General features: G+C 29.4%; 20 protein-coding genes, 1 tRNA gene and 4 pseudogenes. 15 read left to right on the forward strand and 10 right to left on the reverse strand.

Annotated features, from left to right (window positions below):
- The first annotated feature begins 112 nt into the window (after positions 1-112).
- From CLAU_RS05490 to CLAU_RS21460, 5 genes and pseudogenes are all read left to right on the forward strand, one after another.
- Positions 113-469, forward strand: a complete 357-nt coding sequence (locus tag CLAU_RS05490) for a winged helix-turn-helix transcriptional regulator (protein ID WP_013239855.1) — start codon at positions 113-115, stop codon at positions 467-469.
- A gap of 88 nt (positions 470-557) precedes the next feature.
- Positions 558-974 carry a pyridoxamine 5'-phosphate oxidase family protein gene (locus tag CLAU_RS05495; protein WP_013239856.1) on the forward strand — a complete coding sequence of 139 codons (417 nt, stop codon included), beginning with the start codon at positions 558-560 and terminating at the stop codon, positions 972-974.
- Positions 975-1,456: 482 nt separating this feature from the next.
- Positions 1,457-1,697, forward strand: a pseudogene (locus CLAU_RS21455) (lysostaphin resistance A-like protein).
- A 133-nt stretch (positions 1,698-1,830) separates the two neighbouring features.
- Positions 1,831-2,127, forward strand: coding sequence for a hypothetical protein (locus CLAU_RS05505; protein WP_013239858.1), 297 nt, complete (start codon positions 1,831-1,833; stop codon positions 2,125-2,127).
- A gap of 120 nt (positions 2,128-2,247) precedes the next feature.
- Positions 2,248-2,514 (forward strand): annotated as a pseudogene (locus CLAU_RS21460) (transposase); the annotation flags it as partial.
- A 765-nt stretch (positions 2,515-3,279) separates the two neighbouring features.
- Here the strand turns inward: CLAU_RS21460 and CLAU_RS21310 are convergent.
- Together CLAU_RS21310 and CLAU_RS05515 are read right to left on the reverse strand one after the other, a co-directional pair.
- A complete protein-coding gene (locus CLAU_RS21310) occupies positions 3,280-3,411 on the reverse strand; it encodes a hypothetical protein (protein ID WP_023162160.1) in 132 nt (43 codons plus the stop codon).
- Positions 3,380-3,676 carry a hypothetical protein gene (locus CLAU_RS05515; RefSeq protein ID WP_013239859.1) on the reverse strand — a complete coding sequence of 99 codons (297 nt, stop codon included), beginning with the start codon at positions 3,674-3,676 and terminating at the stop codon, positions 3,380-3,382. Before CLAU_RS05515 ends, CLAU_RS21310 begins: the two co-directional genes overlap by 32 nt.
- An 870-nt stretch (positions 3,677-4,546) precedes the next feature.
- Here CLAU_RS05515 and CLAU_RS05520 point away from each other — a divergent pair.
- The 9 genes and pseudogenes from CLAU_RS05520 (at position 4,547) to CLAU_RS19955 (ending at position 8,848) form a co-directional block, all read left to right on the forward strand.
- The gene (locus CLAU_RS05520; protein WP_081442083.1) at positions 4,547-4,849 is read left to right on the forward strand and encodes a DnaD domain-containing protein; all 303 of its coding nucleotides are present in this window, start codon (positions 4,547-4,549) and stop codon (positions 4,847-4,849) included.
- A gap of 122 nt (positions 4,850-4,971) precedes the next feature.
- A pseudogene (locus CLAU_RS05525) lies at positions 4,972-5,296 on the forward strand (TfoX/Sxy family protein).
- Between the two features lie 71 nt (positions 5,297-5,367).
- Positions 5,368-5,808, forward strand: a complete 441-nt coding sequence (locus tag CLAU_RS05530; RefSeq protein WP_013239862.1) for a hypothetical protein — start codon at positions 5,368-5,370, stop codon at positions 5,806-5,808.
- A gap of 84 nt (positions 5,809-5,892) precedes the next feature.
- Positions 5,893-6,321, forward strand: a complete 429-nt coding sequence (locus CLAU_RS05535; protein WP_013239863.1) for an N-acetyltransferase — start codon at positions 5,893-5,895, stop codon at positions 6,319-6,321.
- Positions 6,322-6,361: 40 nt separating this feature from the next.
- On the forward strand, positions 6,362-7,132 hold the full coding sequence (locus tag CLAU_RS05540) for a class I SAM-dependent methyltransferase (protein WP_013239864.1): 771 nt from the start codon (positions 6,362-6,364) through the stop codon (positions 7,130-7,132).
- A 602-nt stretch (positions 7,133-7,734) separates the two neighbouring features.
- Entirely contained in the window at positions 7,735-7,956 is a 222-nt protein-coding gene (locus CLAU_RS05545) for a sigma-70 family RNA polymerase sigma factor (protein WP_144289727.1), read from the forward strand.
- 217 nt (positions 7,957-8,173) lie between these two features.
- Complete coding sequence (locus CLAU_RS19950) at positions 8,174-8,338, forward strand: YvrJ family protein (protein WP_023162161.1); 165 nt, start codon at positions 8,174-8,176, stop codon at positions 8,336-8,338.
- 83 nt (positions 8,339-8,421) lie between these two features.
- Positions 8,422-8,646, forward strand: coding sequence for a DUF1659 domain-containing protein (locus tag CLAU_RS05550; RefSeq protein WP_013239867.1), 225 nt, complete (start codon positions 8,422-8,424; stop codon positions 8,644-8,646).
- A 34-nt stretch (positions 8,647-8,680) separates the two neighbouring features.
- Complete coding sequence (locus CLAU_RS19955) at positions 8,681-8,848, forward strand: DUF2922 domain-containing protein (RefSeq protein ID WP_013239868.1); 168 nt, start codon at positions 8,681-8,683, stop codon at positions 8,846-8,848.
- A 105-nt stretch (positions 8,849-8,953) separates the two neighbouring features.
- Here CLAU_RS19955 and CLAU_RS05555 read toward each other — a convergent pair whose 3' ends face one another.
- Positions 8,954-9,253 carry a metalloprotease family protein gene (locus CLAU_RS05555; RefSeq protein ID WP_023162162.1) on the reverse strand — a complete coding sequence of 100 codons (300 nt, stop codon included), beginning with the start codon at positions 9,251-9,253 and terminating at the stop codon, positions 8,954-8,956.
- A 699-nt stretch (positions 9,254-9,952) separates the two neighbouring features.
- Between CLAU_RS05555 and CLAU_RS05560 the strand changes: the two genes are divergently transcribed.
- Complete coding sequence (locus CLAU_RS05560) at positions 9,953-10,852, forward strand: DMT family transporter (RefSeq protein WP_013239870.1); 900 nt, start codon at positions 9,953-9,955, stop codon at positions 10,850-10,852.
- A gap of 714 nt (positions 10,853-11,566) precedes the next feature.
- Here CLAU_RS05560 and CLAU_RS05565 read toward each other — a convergent pair.
- The 7 genes and pseudogenes from CLAU_RS05565 to CLAU_RS05595 form a co-directional block, all read right to left on the reverse strand.
- Positions 11,567-11,809: a hypothetical protein gene (locus CLAU_RS05565; protein ID WP_049781900.1), complete on the reverse strand. Its 243-nt coding sequence runs from the start codon at positions 11,807-11,809 to the stop codon at positions 11,567-11,569.
- 3 nt (positions 11,810-11,812) lie between these two features.
- Positions 11,813-12,571, reverse strand: a pseudogene (locus CLAU_RS05570) (Abi family protein); the annotation flags it as partial.
- 253 nt (positions 12,572-12,824) lie between these two features.
- A tRNA-Leu gene (locus CLAU_RS05575) sits at positions 12,825-12,911 on the reverse strand.
- 103 nt (positions 12,912-13,014) lie between these two features.
- Positions 13,015-14,046 carry an epoxyqueuosine reductase gene (locus CLAU_RS05580; protein ID WP_023162163.1) on the reverse strand — a complete coding sequence of 344 codons (1,032 nt, stop codon included), beginning with the start codon at positions 14,044-14,046 and terminating at the stop codon, positions 13,015-13,017.
- 99 nt (positions 14,047-14,145) lie between these two features.
- The gene (locus CLAU_RS05585; RefSeq protein ID WP_013239905.1) at positions 14,146-14,787 is read right to left on the reverse strand and encodes a DUF3786 domain-containing protein; all 642 of its coding nucleotides are present in this window, start codon (positions 14,785-14,787) and stop codon (positions 14,146-14,148) included.
- A gap of 142 nt (positions 14,788-14,929) precedes the next feature.
- Positions 14,930-15,295, reverse strand: a complete 366-nt coding sequence (locus tag CLAU_RS05590; protein WP_013239906.1) for a MarR family winged helix-turn-helix transcriptional regulator — start codon at positions 15,293-15,295, stop codon at positions 14,930-14,932.
- A gap of 105 nt (positions 15,296-15,400) precedes the next feature.
- Complete coding sequence (locus tag CLAU_RS05595; protein ID WP_023162164.1) at positions 15,401-16,342, reverse strand: hydroxyacid dehydrogenase; 942 nt, start codon at positions 16,340-16,342, stop codon at positions 15,401-15,403.
- Positions 16,343-16,348: the final 6 nt, after the last annotated feature.

Here is a 16,348-nt window from a genome sequence, read left to right on the forward strand (position 1 = left end):
AACATTGGAAAAATTAGTTGTAAAAAAACTTTATTTTCCCATATTTTGATATAAAAATTTCAATTTAAGATTAAATACTATAAACAGTAATTTGCAGTTAGGATGGATGATAATGAAATTAAGAAATGAATATACTTGTCCTTTAGAATTAACCCATGATATTATTCGTGGAAAATGGAAACCGATTATATTATGGCAACTCGGAAAAGGAGCTTCTTCTTTAGCATATTTACAAGAAGATATAAAAGGAATTGGACAAAAAATGTTACTTCAACATTTGAGTGAATTACAGGATTTTGGTATGGTTCAGAAGAAGCAATTTAGTGGCTATCCATTGAAAGTAGAGTATTCGTTGACTGAAAAGGGAAAACGAATGTTAGATGTTGTAGTTACTATGCAAAAAATCGGAATTGAGCTTATGAAAGAAGATGGCAAAGAAGCTTTTTTGAAAGAAAAGGGATTAATTTGAATCTATGCATACAAAAAAGTGTGTAATGTACAACCGAATATGTTCCTGTTAAAATAAAAGAAAATATAAGCAGGAGGTATTTTTAACAATGAAAAATCCAGAGAAAACAATCGGTAATTTGATTGATAAAAGTAATGTGACAATTATTAGTTATATAGATAATGGGGGATTCCCTATTAGTAAGGCAATGTTATCCCCGCGAGAGCGTGAAGGAATTAAAACATTTTGGTTTTCAACAAACACATCATCAAATAAAGTCAGATATTTTCGGAAAAATCCTAAAGCAAGTGTATACTTTGTTAATAAGCGATTTTTTCGAGGAGTAAGCCTTGTTGGAATAGTAGAAGTCCTTGAAACACTAGAAGCAAAGGAAAGATTATGGCAGGATGGTGATACAATTTACTATAAACAAGGTGCAACTGACCCTGATTATTGTGTGTTAAAATTTACGGCAAAGAAAGGACGCTATTATAGTAATTTCAAATCTGAAGATTTTGATATCTGAACAAATTCCAATTTCAAGTTAAGCATTATAAGTTAGTAATTTGACGGGAAAATGAATGTATGAATAAAATAGGATTAAAAATAACCACAGCATTTTTATGGGTGGCCATATACTTCATAGTTATGCTTATATATACTTTTTTTGATATTGCTATATGGCGAAAAATTACAATAAAGTATTCAAATTGTTTAAATATTGTTTTTATTATAGCATGTGTTATTACATTTATAATTCTACTTTGTAATAGAACAGGATATAAAGTTAGAATTTTTAAGAATGTAACAATTATAAATATTTTCTTAGCAGTTGGTTGTTCTGTGTTATTTTATTTTCTTTTAGATAAGTGCTTTGACCAAATATTTGAAAGCCTTTATCCTGCCAGTGAGCAGGCATATCAAAATACAATACAATCGTTATTAAAAACGCCAATTACGAGTTTGCTGCAAGTGTGTATTATTGCACCTGTTATTGAAGAAATACTTATGAGAGGATTTGTATTAGGTGGATTAAAAGATTCTTATGGAAATAGCATTATTAATATCAGCAGTTTTATTTGCAGTTCTTCATTTTAACATGGTTCAGACAATTTCCGCTTTTATTTGCGGAATTATACTCGGGATTCTTTTTATTAAAACAGATTCAATTTTGAGCTGTATACTTGCACACAGTGGCTATAATCTAATTTTATTTGCCATGATGATTATGCCTTATATAAAAAGATAATTTTCATTGGTAGCTGTGAACCAAATTATGAATCGTTGAAAATTGAATAGTACAGTGTATAATATAATTAATATAATTTAATACAAAATAGTAATTTTTTATGATATATTAATAAATTTGCAGGAGGATAATTATGGTGGAAATGACTAATTCTAAAAAGTGGGGAATAGGAAGTTTATCACTAATAATTGCTATATTCTCTATCATGTTCTCATTCACTTTTATTAATGGAAAATATATAGGAGAGCATATTTTAAATGGACTTGGAGTATCTTTTCCAATAGGAATAATTTCTTTGGCTCTATTTTGTGCATCAATACTTATTGGACATAAATACAAGAATGATTACTTAGCCAAATCAGGGAAAATAGTATCTATAATATTTATTCTTTTAATAATTATATTGTCAATAATAAGTTCATTGTTTTAAAATTTAACGTAACAATTAAAAAGTGAATAATTTACTGACCTTTACCCACTTTGATAGACACGAGGAACTCGTGTTATATTAAAAGTTAAAAGAATGGTAGGTTTATGAAAAAAACAATATAGTGCAGAATTTAAAATTGAAGTAATAAAAAGATTAGAGAAATCTGAAGAATCATTAAATAAGATAGCAACAGAATTAAGAGTAAGACCAAAAACAATGCATGTATGTGTAAATAAGTATAGAGAATCACCTGATACACCTTTTCCTGGCAGTGGACATCTTAAACCTGAAGATGAGAAATTAAGAAGATTAACAAAAGAATTAGTAATCAACGCATTAAATGACGCATATCAACGTGGAGGAAGACCAAAATTCCATATTTATTAACAGAAATATTATTAAAGAAATTATTGTTATTTTCCAAAATACATCCCTGTCTAAAATATACTGCAAATAGGTACTTCAACTATATGATTAATTTATGGTAATTCCCATAGCAACAACCTTTTATATAATAGTTTAATGTTTAAGCTATTGATTTCCCTATGATTAAATCATTCTGTGTAAGTACTGTTAATAAATTTCAATTTACTTTTTATCACATTATATTTTAAGGTGAAAATGCTAGTGCAGTTATTTATAGTATAATTGAATCTTCAAAAGCTAATGGACTTATAATAGAAAAATATCTTGTCTATTTATTTAATAGAATTGCTAATTCAGAAATTATAGATGCGGAGTTATTAGGATAGATTATGCCTTGGTCAAGCAACCTTTCGGCTTTTGTGAGGATTGAAAAGAATAAATAGAATGATTTTCCTATAAATTAAGTATTAAATTTTTAAACCCTGTTAATAGTAAGATTTTCTCTACTACAGGTTTTATTTTAGCATTAAATAATTTTTATTGCTATGCGTCAATTCTTTGACGCTTACGTTAAGACCTCCTATTGCATCTCCTAATACTGCCTTCATATGTTATCTACTACAAAAAATGAACCAGTCTACTTAAATTTCAGCTGATTCATTTCATTTTCTCGCTATATTGCTAATATTACGTAGTTATATTAATATAAAAAATGCTTACGCTTTATTTAACATAAATTTATATAATTCCTATTCCATATTTCTTAATATTAATTTTATTTTCAATCTACATTGCTTCCCATAGTCCTTCTTTTAAAAACTCACCTTCATATTTCTCAATTTCTTTCAAATCATCTTTATATATATCAAGTGCCTTTTTTAACTCTTTATTTACTATCTGAATTAGTAGTTGAAGCAAGTTTATCTGACCCTCTAAATTTCTTGAGTCTTGACTTATCAAGACTATGACCAATGATTGCTATAATAAATATAGCCACCGCAGTTGCCTGTCCTGCTACATAAGCATTTGTAACAAAACCAATGATTGCTATAATTAATACTGCTAGCCCTGTCAATATCTTATGCCTTGCGAAAAAAATTCTATGATCTTTGCCACAATTAGAGCATACACTTCCCTTTTCTATTTCTTTACCACATGCTTTACAATTTGTTAATTTACTCATTTACGTCCTCCTGTATTTTGCTTTTTTACATCTTCATTTGTTTTTCATCATAATTATAACAAAAAATTCATGTTTTTACAATAATGTATATAAACTGTAAATGTTTACAATTAATTTCAATTATAAAAATATAATATAATAATTAAAAAAATTTCTATAATTTTAAGAAAACGCTGGAAGATAGAGAATAAATAATTTAAACGTCAGAAGAACTAGCAAGGGGATATCCTCCATGCATGTAGTTGAAACGAACAGGCTATGAATAACAATTATCTTATGACACAAATATCAGATATGATAAAACAACTGTATGAGTGGTATTACCTGAAAGCAAATGATATAAAAAAGAGACAAAAAAATATATCTTCTGACCTACTAAAAAAGCTTTAAACATCCAATAGAAACAGAAGATATACTTAGCATGGATATGCATAGTATAAAAATGAATTTAAATTTGATCCTCCTTCACCTGCTAACTTGAGAGCTGACTCACCTTAGCCTGCACACGCAAAGGTACATCTAAAATCATTATTACCGTGACTATTATATCTTACATCATATTTTCCTGTTTCATATATATCTTTTCGATTCCTTATACAATGCTGACCAAACTTTAATCGGGGCGTGTCTGAAAAACAAATATTGCATAATGTGTAATTAAAGAGTATTTTTAAAAAGATTTAATCTGTTTTATTTCTTATGTTAGCAAATATCTAAAAAGAGCCCCTTACAAGCCCCTTGGGAGGGGCTTACAAGGAGCCTATAAGTAAGGAAGTAATAAGCAAAAAATAATAAATAATAAATAATAAGTAAGAAGTAAGGAGTAATAAGAGTGCAGATGAACCTGTACCTTTTGACACCTACAGTACTGTGCTGGCATTTTTTGAGGAAAATATATACCCTGTAGGAGAAGCTGTTAGGGAGAAAATCCGCATGTGGAGCGGTGTTATAGATTGTGATGTGATTATTCTGGCAGTAGAGGAAGCTTTAAAGTACAATGTCAGGAATATAAACTACGTTGATAGAATACTGCAGAGCTGGAGTAAGAAGGGCTTAAAGACTGCCAATGATGTTAAGAGGTATAAGAGCATATGGGAGTCCAGAAATACTGAACATAGGGAAAAGTATAGGCAGTATGATTTTAAGGAGCTTGAGAGGAAGCTTTTTGGATAGGATGATGGATAGATTTATACTTTTGATGCATTTTTGTATTAAATGGTGCTATTATGGTGTTAAACGCTGATTTAGTATATAAGAATCTTAATAGAAATAGTAATTTGGAGAGAGGATAGAATATGGCTTCTAGTCGAGAATATTTAGATTTTATTATTGGGAAATTAGATACACTAGACAATGTTTCTTCTAGAAAAATGATGGGAGAATATATTTTATATTTTCGAGGAAAGATTTTTCGGGGAATATATGATAACCGCCTTTTGGTTAAGATAACCAAGGCGAGTAGACAGTTGATGTTAGAGGCAATTGAGGAGTTGCCTTATGATGGTGGAAAACCAATGCTTTTGGTTGATGATGTTGATAATAAAGAGTTCCTATATCAAATGATTAACGAAGATGTATGAAGAACTTCCTACTCCAAAAGTAAAAAAGAGAAAGAGATAAATTCCAATTTAAGGATGAGTCCTATAAATAGTAATTTGCAAATTTGAATATTTGTCTAAGAAGGTGAAATTGTGGAGAGTGTCTCAGAATTGATTGAAAGATTATACTCTAAAGATAATAAAGCTGCATACCAAGCATTACAGATATTAGAAAGTGAAAGTGAAAAATCTAATGCTGTTTATAAGTTTTTTGATAGGTTTGCTGAAATGATTGAAAATAGCAATTCATATATACGAACCAGAGGCATTGTCTTAATATCTGTTAATGCTAAATGGGATACGGAAAACAAAGTTGACGAAATTATAGATGATTATTTAAAACATATTTTAGATGAAAAGCCAATTACAGCAAGACAATGTATTAAGTCATTGCCAAGTATTGCAAAATACAAATCAGATTTAGTTGAATGTATACGAGAAGCTTTATTGAAAGTAGATGTGACTATATATGGTGATAGTATGCAAACATTGATATATAAAGATATTTCATCTTCACTAAAGAAAATCAAATGACAAATTCCAATTTTAAGTTCATTATTAATTCCAACTTAAAACTAAGTATTATGAATAATAATTTGTATAATAAGGAGACTAACTATGATTAGAGATTTTAGAACAACGGATATTGATAGAGTAATGCATTTATGGCTTAGCACAAATATTTTGGCACATAATTTTATTGACAGCGAATATTGGCAAAATAATTTTGAGTCAGTTAAGGAAATGATGCCAAAAGCATCAATTTATGTATATGAACAGAATGGTGAGATACAAGCATTTATTGGTTTAATGAAAAGTTTTATAGCAGGAATATTTGTTTCAAGTGATTTTCAATCAAAAGGAATTGGAAAATTATTGCTTGATTATTCAAAAGGTAAGCATAATGAATTATCTTTATGTGTTTATAAAAAGAATGATCGTGCCCTACGATTCTATTTAAAAGAAGGTTTTACAGCTTCTGCAGAGCAAGTAGATGAAAATACTGGTGAAATAGAGTTTGTCATGAGATGGAAAAATTCAGTATAATGAGGAAATCATAAATTTCAATTTGTAAGGGTGAAATTATATGGATTTAAGATTAAAATTTAATGAAGATGAATATAACTATGATAAATATAGGCCGACATATCCAGAAGAATTGTTTTCAGACATTATTAATTATTCTCGCATATCAAGTGGGTATGAAGCCTTAGAAATTGGCATTGGTACAGGACAAGCAACTTTACCAATTCTACAATCTGGGTGCAGAGTAACTGCAATAGAATTAGGAAATAATCTTACAAGATATGTTAAAAACAAATTCAAAAATTATATGAATTTCAATGTTATTAATGCCGATTTTATTGAATATACGATTAAAACTGAAGCTTTCAACTTAGTGTATTGTGCAACAGCATTTCATTGGATTCCATTAGAACAAGGATATGTAAAAGTAAGAAATATATTAAAAGATGATGGAACTATAGCACTATTTTGGAATCATCCATTTCCAAATAGACAAGATGATATAAGTAATATTGTAAATAGAAAAATATATAATAAATATCGTCCCTCTGACAAAGAAGTGAGAGAATTTAATGAAAGTGATTGCCAACGACGTATTAATGAATTAGAACGATTTGGGTTTAAAGATATTATTTATAGATTATATCATCGAAAAAGAACTCTTACGTCCAATGGATATATTCATTTATTAAATACATATTCAGACCATAGGGTACTACCAGTAGAAGTAAAAAATAATTTTGAAATGGATATGAAAAATGCAATCGATGAAATTGGCGGTAAAATAAATATATATGATACTATAGATTTATACTTAGCAAAAAAGAAGTAACTTCCTAATCTGTGTTTGCCAAATTCCAACTTAATGAGGTGAAATAAATAAGCATAGAAGCAATTTACAATAGAAGGAGTACACAAAAGTATAAGTCTAAAGAAATACCAATAGACATTCTTAATAAAATATTGGATGCTGCAAGAACTGGTTGGAGCTGTATCATTTGGATATCCTGATAATAAACCAAATTCAAGACCGAGAGAAACACCGAATAGAACTATAATGATACTTAGAACTATTTCTTTATTACTAGATCAAAGCATTTTAGTTTTGAAAATACATTAGGAGAAAATTTAAAAAGTTTATCTAAAGATGAAATAGTAGCTCTTGTTGCAGCACTTGAAGAAGGTCAAATAACTAATACTAGACTTCAGATATTAATAAATAAAAACTCTATTGAGGTAAATAAAATATTAAGCTCATTAATAGATAAAAAATTATTAAAAACGGAAGGGCAGCGAAGAGGCACAATATATTTATTATCTAATATGTTTAATCACAGCAGTTATTTAAATGAGAACTCCATAAATAACAGTGAAGATATACAAAAAAAATTAGTTGACATAGTGAAAAATGTAAAAAGAGTAAATTTAAGTCTTATGGAGGATATTATATTAGAATTATGTGAAGTTAAACCTATAAAATTAAGTGAATTGGTAAAATTATTGAATAGAAATGATGTAGGTCTTAGAAGTAATTATTTAAATAAAATGGAAGGCAGGACACTTAAGGAAACCGCTGAAATACTTAACATAAAATATAGACATGCTATAGAAATAAAAAAATCTGCCCTAAATAAACTGAAAAAATATCTGAAATAGCATATATATTTTTATCTGATGACTAGCAGTCCTAATACTCCTTTGGTTACATTTATTTTTATGCTTATTATATTGCAGGAGTAAAGAACTGCGCGTCCCTAGATAACAATTTCTAAGATTCAGGTGAAGTTAAAAAAAATCACACTATAAATTGAATACACGAACTTCATCTGAATTAAGAAATTTGTTTATAATGGCAAGAGGGAGGGTGATATTTATGTATGACCAGCTGGTTAGTTTAATCAGCACCATAGGGTTCCCAATAGCAGTTAGCATATACTTGCTCATAAGGTTTGAAAATAAGATTGACCTTTTAGTCAAATCTATTGAAGACCTAAGAGAAGATATATCAGCCGTTATAAAAAACCAGGAGAAGAAATAGGTAAAAGCCTATTTCTTTTTTTCTGCACTAATTTTAAGAAAGGCATATATATAAGTAAAAGTTAAAGAAAGGGGAGAATTGTTATGGCAGCAAAGTCAATAAAGCTTTCAAGTACGCTTTCTATTGTAGAAAAGACAGGACTCAATAAACAGGGTAAAGAGATACTTAAGAAAGTTACACTGGGCAAAATTGCTATGGATGCAGCAGATCAGGATGTATATGATGTAGTAAAAACTGTAGGTGACATACTGACTTATCCTGTAAATGAGATTCAAAAAGTGGACAACACCGTAATTACTAACGCCTAGTGAGTAGGCAAAAATCAGGAAAGGAGGAGTTTAAATGGCAAACAGACTTAATATGAGGTTTACTACAGAGGAAGAAGGCAAATATTTTTCCTTGAGTGTGGACAATGTAAAAGAAGATGAAAATGGACAGCCTTCAGTTACCAAGGAACAGGTTGCATCTCTCATGAACCTTATAATTGCAAAAAAATATTTGTTACATTAATACTAGTATAAAAAAGGTTGGTATCATAAAAGTGATGCCAATCTTCTTTATACTATAACATCAAAACCATAGGGTTTATCTATAATTTTTGCATTCCTATCATATTTAAGAAGATACAGTGACATGTATATATCCTGCACTTCCAAGTAAGTTTATTATAAAAAATATTTCTCCAAGCCATGTAGGAAGGAATAAACACGTTAGTGATATTAGTAATAAAGGTAATAAAAGTATTATAGTAAATTTAAAAATATCTATTGGTAATCCTGAAGTTTCCATTGTATAAGCATATGGTAGTTTAAATTCAAATCTTATTTTTACACCAAATAATTTATATGCTAATCCATGCAGTATTTCATGAATTACAGAATTTATGATTGAGAGAATAATTATAAATTCTGACATATTCAATAGTAAGATACCCGTTGGAAACAGAATAAACTCTTAATCCATTAAATTAAAGCACATAGATGCTATTAACTTGTATAAACATATAGGGATCAATATTTGTATAATAAAACATATTACGTGTTTTTTATATGTTAACTTAAAAGACATATAGCTTTTCACATCATCATAGATTATTGACTTCAATTTTTTTACTATTCGTAAAATGAAATAAATACGTACTAACCATTAAAATTGCGAACGCTGTTCTTTGGTAAGTAAATAATGAGGTATTAAAACTATGAATGTATTTTGGGTTAATACAAAAATTAGTGAAATACTGCAAAAAAGGTGTTATAATTTGTACAATGATTGAATAAAAATCATAATTTATCGTGAGAAATATTATACATAGCATATATGATGGACAAGAAGTCTGAATAAATTTGATATTTTGCCTAGTTTTGCTTTACTCGAAGCTGCAATAACACTATTGAATAAAATTAATGCTTTATAGAAATTTTTAATAGGAGGAATACAGAGTGTATAATATTATAATAAAAAAGCTTTCCCCACCACGAATACCAAGACAGTAGAATCTATCATTACTGTTAGGTATTTGTAAAAAGTTCTCTAATAAACAATAGATTCTACTGTATGGGAAGTTTTATATTCTATTATATAAAATATCATATTAGTAGAAAGTGGGAACTTAAAATGAAATTAAAAATATATTTTATATTATCAATGATGATCTTTGGTACAATTGGAATCTTTGTCAGATACATTGACTTAGCTTCAAGCGAAATAGCTCTTCTCAGAGGTTTTATAGGAAGCTTATTTCTGTTAACTATTACTATAGTTAACAAGCAAAAAATATCTTGGACAAATATTAAGAATAATATTCCTGTATTGTTATTATCGAGTTTTGCATTGGGATTTAATTGGATCTTTCTTTTTCAGGCATATAAACATACAACTATTGCAAATGCTTCTTCAAGTTATTACTTTGCTCCGGTTTTCGTCATTGTTATGTCGCCTATTGTACTGAAAGAAAAAATTTCACTTAAAAAAGCTGCATGTATAAGCATTTCGGTATTTGGAATGTTTTTAATTGTACAAAATAGAGGAAATGGCGGTACAGAATATAATCATTTATTGGGTATCTGCTATGGAATCACTGCAGCGGTATTTTATGCAACATTGATGTTGACTAACAAGTTCATTAAAAATATGAATGGTTTGGAAATAACACTGTTACAGTTGTCATTAGCAACTGTAATGCTTATACCTTATGTTTTTGTAACGGAGAGGGTTAACCTATTTCAAATAACGGGGCTTTCAGTTGCATGTATTATCATATTGGGAATAATTCATACAGGACTTGGATTTTATCTATTCTTTTATGGAATGAAAGGGTTAAGGGGACAAAGTATTGCAGCCTTGAGCTATATAGATCCAATAACATCATTATTTACTTCATTTATTATTTTCGGTGAGAATATGACAGTGTTTCAGATTATAGGTGCTGTACTGCTTTTAGGCTCAACATTTATAAGTGAAATAAGTAAAAACTATGATTGTTCTTCTAAAAAAAATAAAGGTTATATTGAGTGATCTGAAAATAAGCAAGTGTCGAGAAATTCTTATTTTATAACTCAATTATAAAAATTAAACAATTTACTGGAACACTGCATTATTCAATTTTGAATTTTGGAGTGTTCTTAGTTACTTTTTTTTAATTATATTTTGATATTTGTATATAAGGATGAATAGATAAATTTATAGTATAAAGATTTTATGTAGCACTGGCCAAGCTTTAACTTTTCTCGCACTCAGACAAAAAGCTTGGCCAGTAGCTTTGATTTTAATGGGATGCTCCGGACCAAATCCAGGAAGTAATGCTCCTCGGTCTTATACTAGGCTCGGATTTCCTCGCATGGAAGCTTTGGACAAACACTTTCTTTTTCACTTATTTTATACCTCAATAATCTCTAAATTGTAGTCTCTCTTCTGCAGCTTTATAAAACTAGCTTTTATACCTTTCACAAAATAAAATTAGCATATATTTATAAGATAAACAACGTAGTTCAAATATGGATATATTATTATACATGCTATTTTACAGCATTGATTTGTTTTTTATATAGCATTATATCAGCTTTTAAACTAAGCAGATACTTTATATTATTCTACTCTTTTTTGCCACTGATAAGAATTTATATAAATTATTGTATAAATTCTACTTTATATATAATATATATCTTCTTCTCCCCTATATACTTTTAAATAATAAATAGCTGTATGTTTTCTTCAAGCACCAGCACTTTTTTAGTCCTCGTCATCCTTAGAACAGTTAAAAAAATAAAAGGAAGGCTTCTTGCTTAAATCTATAAATCTCGCCCATTTTTGTATTGCCTTATCTAAATCATTTATAAGCCTGTCCAACTCATCTTTATATGGAAGTAAATATTTAATAGCCACAACGTTGGCAAACAATTTATTTTTTTCTATCTTATAATTTGATAAATCCTCATGAATAGCAGGAACTAGATTAAACTTTCTATTATACAATCTACCATAATGTGCGCATATATTTCTTAGAATTGATGATGATCTTAACCAGCTGACCACAATTTTATGATTAACACCAATAAAATCATTAGCTATCTTACTTCTATCCTAAGTTTTTAAATTAGCATATAGTCTTGATAACATACCAAAAGTCATTATTTCCGTTGCAACCCATATAGGTAAACTCCCATGATAATTATTTATATAGTGTTCTATAAATAATTCTCTTTTATTACTTTTCTTTTCTCTTTCTAACTCTTGTAAAAACTTCTTATGATATTTTCTATTTTTGTCAACCATTTTAAAATTATCCGCATACATATATCCATCAGGTCCATATTTATGACCTACAACATATGCTATACTTGTCCTCATAGAAATTTCTACAGTTTCAAGTGCATCCATTAAAATATTCCTCATTCTTTTATCAAAACTATATATGCCAAATATTGATTCTATAGTATATCCTTTCATATAATGCTCACCACATTTTATATGTAAAGCATACCCCGTAAGTCTATAATAATTAACCGTACTCAATATTTTTCTAGCTTTCTCTTTATCATTTATAATTATGTTTCTACTTCTAAGAATTTCAATCTGTTCGTCAAACGTTCTTGGTGGTTTTAAATTCACTTCATTTTTCATAGAAATTCTCCTATATGTAAAAAGCTCCGCCAGTTTCGCATTGTTAAGAGACTTGACGAGTTCTGTTACTATTGAAGCATAACAATTTTGCAAATTCGTATACTTATTTTTCATTTAAATATTTCAATTACGTTAAATTATATTCATATATCTCGATATATCTTTTTTTATCTTTTAGCACTCCTCTCAATTACTCCTCTAATTTCATCTTTTAAATTTTTTAAGTTCTAACGCAAGATCATTTTTTTGTTATTTTGTTTTAATCTGTTTTAATTTGTGATATTTTTTTGGAGGACATTTGGAGGACATAAACCCAAAAAGAGCACTTTGGAATAAATTCCAAAATGCTCTTAAACGTTGATATTCATGGTGCCGGAGGCGGGAGTCGAACCCGCATGTTGTCACCAACGACGGATTTTGAATCCGTTGCGTCTGCCAATTCCACCACTTCGGCATATCTGTATCCGCTGTTAATTTCTATACTTTAGCGGTTAACATATAATATGATAACAGGTGCTAGCACATTTGTCAAGTTAGAATTTTTAAAAAAATAATAATTATTGTAAACAAAGTTCCTTACAAATTGAGTAAGCCATTTCACGTACCTTATAATTTTCATTATTGCAGGCATTTATAATAAGTGGTCTATAAGTTTCCTTATAGTTATTACGCATATAGCACAATACATCTACTTTCCATTTCCAAAGTTCTTCTGATGATAAATAGAAAAATTTTGGTTGGACTTTCTTACGATAAAAGTCTTCTTCCATATTTAAAATATTCTCTGGAGTTAATACAGAAGATAATTCTGCAAGGCCAGGAAATTCTTCTTCTTCCTTCCACTTTCCTTTGTTCATAGGACATACGTCCTGACAAATATCACAACCATAAATGCAATTTCCAAATGTTCTACTTAATGGTTCCTGGGGCAAATTACGCCCACCAAAGGTTGTCAAAAAAGAAATACATGTAGTTGGTGACATAGTATAGGGATCAGAAAGAGATTTTGTAGGACAGGATGCCATGCAGCGATTGCAGTTCTTTGGACACTGTAAAACATCATTTGTTTCCTTTAACTCCATTTCTCTGTCAGTTACCCAAGCTTCAAGATGAACCCATGAACCAGATTCTGTGTATAAGAAGTTATTTCTGCGAACAATACCAATTCCAGCTTGCAAAGCTGCCCAGCGCATTCCAACCACTCCAAATTTTTGATTTGTCTCTACCTTTAAACCAAGTTCCTGCATATATTTTTCCAATGCTCGATTATTCTGATATTCTTTTGTATTTTTATCAACACGTATATCAAATAAATATGACTTACCTATGTGTCCCTTTACTACCTCTGGAATTTTATATTTTCCATATTGTACCGCAAGTACTACTACAGACTTCGCCCATGGATATGTTGCCAATGTATTAACTAAGCGCTGCTGATTTTGATAAAACATCTTTGATTTTGGAACTTTTTCAATACGTTCTTCAAATTTTTTAGCATATCCATCCATCAAACCAATCGGAATAATACCACATTTTTCGTAGCCCAGTTCGTAAGCCTTTTTTTGAATCATTTGTTCAATTATATTCATATTGACTACCACCTTTTATAAATTTGGCTTAATATATTTATTTTTTAACTTCATATTGTTAAATTATTTAAGCATTTTTTCACTACTATAGTTTATTAATCATTCTGATATTTGTTTAGCAATTTCAATCACTTCATCAATTAGCAAAGAGGATAACAAGGCCACATCTTCTGGATGTAGCTCTTTCACCACCGAAGGATCATACAACATATTAGAATTAGCCTCCAATTCATCATCTGCTAGCCATAAAACTAGAATTATTGGAATGTTCGGGAACACATCAATTTTTAAAGCTATATCTCCATATGATATCTTTTTTGCACCAAGAATATGTCCAACTTTTAAGAAAAGATCTCCTTTATGCCCAAAGAATTGTGATAATTTATTTGTAGTAATACCACCTGAAACATTATATAAAACAGCTCCATCTAATTCTCTGTATGGTACCCATTTATTTTGGTGGGTGGCTTTAGTACATCTGTGAAAATAACTAATTATCAACATTTTTTTCATTACATTATCTCTAAATAAATTTCTTTGTGTATCATTTTTTAATACAATTCTTCCCTGTGGATAAGAAATTATATATTCTCTGTTTAAATAAGTTAAAGTAAATTCCTTTTTTTCAAAATTATATTTAGCACCGCTTTTATTTGCCATTTCTTCTGGGTCATGCTTAGCAAATTCTATACAAAGATTTTCATAGCATAGATCATAATTGTTTTTATTATAATTTTGCATAATAATAATCTCCCGTTTTCATAATTACCTAGCTTTCATATATGCAGTTTGGTTTAAAAATTAACTTTTTTATCCCATTTAAAAACTTTAAACTTAAGTATATACCAGTTAGCGTGTATATACACGATAACTGGTAAAAAATTTAAGAAACTAAAGCCTCAATTTTAGAAAGTAATGTCGTAAAAGTGGATATATTATCTTTGCCAAGATACTCTTCTAAAAAACTTTGTGCCTTCTCCCAAAGTTCTTCTGAATATTTATAAGTTTCAATTCCTTTATCTGTTAATCTAAGTTGTCTATTTCTAGTTTTTTCTGTTGATATATCTTCTACAAATCCACTTTTTTCTAAAGGTTTAAGATTTCTCACAAGGGTAGTTCTATCTAATCTTATGACTACAGCTAAGTCACTTACACTTACTGGTCCTAATTGGTTTATATGTCTAAGTAATGCTAACTGGCTTATCTTCAAGTTACTTGGTACAAGAAATTCATCGTAAACTTTAGTCATTACTTGTGAAGCCCTTCTAATATTAAGACAATTACACGGTGATGGTTTCTTCTCATAAATGTTTCTCTCCTATGTAAAGCAAATACACCCCTAGAAACATCAAACTCAATTTACTGGCCAGGAAGGCTCTCTTCCGCTTAACACTTCATCTATACCAATGGCTGGATGAAGAGACATCCTTATACCTGCTTCTTCTGTATGTGCTGCAGTATGAGGCGTTACAATTACATTTTCAAGTTTAAAAAGAGGATTATCTTTCGATGGTTCTTCTCCTTTAAATACATCAATAGCAGCTCCAGCAATTTTATTTTGCAAAAGTGCTTCAAGCAAGGCATCTTCATCAACTACTTCTCCCCGTGCCGTATTTATAAGAAATGCTTTAGGCTTCATAATAGACAGCTCCCTTTTTCCTATCATACCCTTTGTTTTCTCTGTAAGTGGAACATGCAAGCTTACAAAATCAGAATTTTTAAGTACATAATCTAAATCTCCAGTAAGTTTTATATTATCGATTTGATTTGCAGCTATATTTCGCTTGAATCCTATAACTTTCATGCCAAATCCCTTTGAAGCCTTTAAAGCAACAAGCTCTCCTATACTTCCAACTCCTATAATTCCTAGGGTTTTACCTTCAAGATCCATTCCAAAACTTTTTCTTATTTGAAAATTCCCATCTCTAAGTTCTCTATCATAAATAAGTAATCTTTTAGCAAGTAATAGTATAAGGCCCATAGTATACTCAGCCACACTATTCTTATTGGATTCAGGAGAATTGGTGACTCTTATTCCAAGACTTGATGCAGCTTCAACATCTATATTATCTACTCCCACACCAAACTTAGATATGACTTTCAACTTTGTTCCTGATTTCATAATTTTTTCAGTAATATTTGCCATTCTAACTAATATTGCATCACAGTCCTTTACTTCCTCTACCAAAACATTTTCTGAAATATCAGAAGCCATCTTTAATTCATAACCATGACTTCTAAGATACTCCTTGCCTTCTTCATATATATTTTCCGTAATCAAAACTTTATAACTCATACTAAA

Origin of the sequence: Clostridium autoethanogenum DSM 10061 (assembly GCF_001484725.1) — a bacterium.
In the GTDB taxonomy this organism is placed as follows: Bacteria; Bacillota; Clostridia; order Clostridiales; family Clostridiaceae; genus Clostridium_B; species Clostridium_B ljungdahlii.

Excerpts from the sequence above, each read along its gene's own strand:
- CLAU_RS19955 (WP_013239868.1), top strand. The coding sequence starts at position 8,681 with ATGGCAAACAGACTTAATATGAGGTTTACTACAGAGGAAGAAGGCAAA.
- CLAU_RS05595 (WP_023162164.1), bottom strand. The coding sequence starts at position 16,342 with ATGAGTTATAAAGTTTTGATTACGGAAAATATATATGAAGAAGGCAAG.
- CLAU_RS05515 (WP_013239859.1), bottom strand. The coding sequence starts at position 3,676 with ATGAGTAAATTAACAAATTGTAAAGCATGTGGTAAAGAAATAGAAAAG.
- CLAU_RS05545 (WP_144289727.1), top strand. The coding sequence starts at position 7,735 with ATGGAGGATATTATATTAGAATTATGTGAAGTTAAACCTATAAAATTA.
- CLAU_RS19950 (WP_023162161.1), top strand. The coding sequence starts at position 8,174 with ATGTATGACCAGCTGGTTAGTTTAATCAGCACCATAGGGTTCCCAATA.
- CLAU_RS05550 (WP_013239867.1), top strand. The coding sequence starts at position 8,422 with ATGGCAGCAAAGTCAATAAAGCTTTCAAGTACGCTTTCTATTGTAGAA.
- CLAU_RS05505 (WP_013239858.1), top strand. The coding sequence starts at position 1,831 with ATGGTGGAAATGACTAATTCTAAAAAGTGGGGAATAGGAAGTTTATCA.
- CLAU_RS05580 (WP_023162163.1), bottom strand. The coding sequence starts at position 14,046 with ATGAATATAATTGAACAAATGATTCAAAAAAAGGCTTACGAACTGGGC.
- CLAU_RS05590 (WP_013239906.1), bottom strand. The coding sequence starts at position 15,295 with ATGACTAAAGTTTACGATGAATTTCTTGTACCAAGTAACTTGAAGATA.
- CLAU_RS05495 (WP_013239856.1), top strand. The coding sequence starts at position 558 with ATGAAAAATCCAGAGAAAACAATCGGTAATTTGATTGATAAAAGTAAT.
- CLAU_RS05585 (WP_013239905.1), bottom strand. The coding sequence starts at position 14,787 with ATGCAAAATTATAATAAAAACAATTATGATCTATGCTATGAAAATCTT.
- CLAU_RS05555 (WP_023162162.1), bottom strand. The coding sequence starts at position 9,253 with ATGTCAGAATTTATAATTATTCTCTCAATCATAAATTCTGTAATTCAT.
- CLAU_RS05540 (WP_013239864.1), top strand. The coding sequence starts at position 6,362 with ATGGATTTAAGATTAAAATTTAATGAAGATGAATATAACTATGATAAA.
- CLAU_RS05535 (WP_013239863.1), top strand. The coding sequence starts at position 5,893 with ATGATTAGAGATTTTAGAACAACGGATATTGATAGAGTAATGCATTTA.
- CLAU_RS05490 (WP_013239855.1), top strand. The coding sequence starts at position 113 with ATGAAATTAAGAAATGAATATACTTGTCCTTTAGAATTAACCCATGAT.
- CLAU_RS05560 (WP_013239870.1), top strand. The coding sequence starts at position 9,953 with ATGAAATTAAAAATATATTTTATATTATCAATGATGATCTTTGGTACA.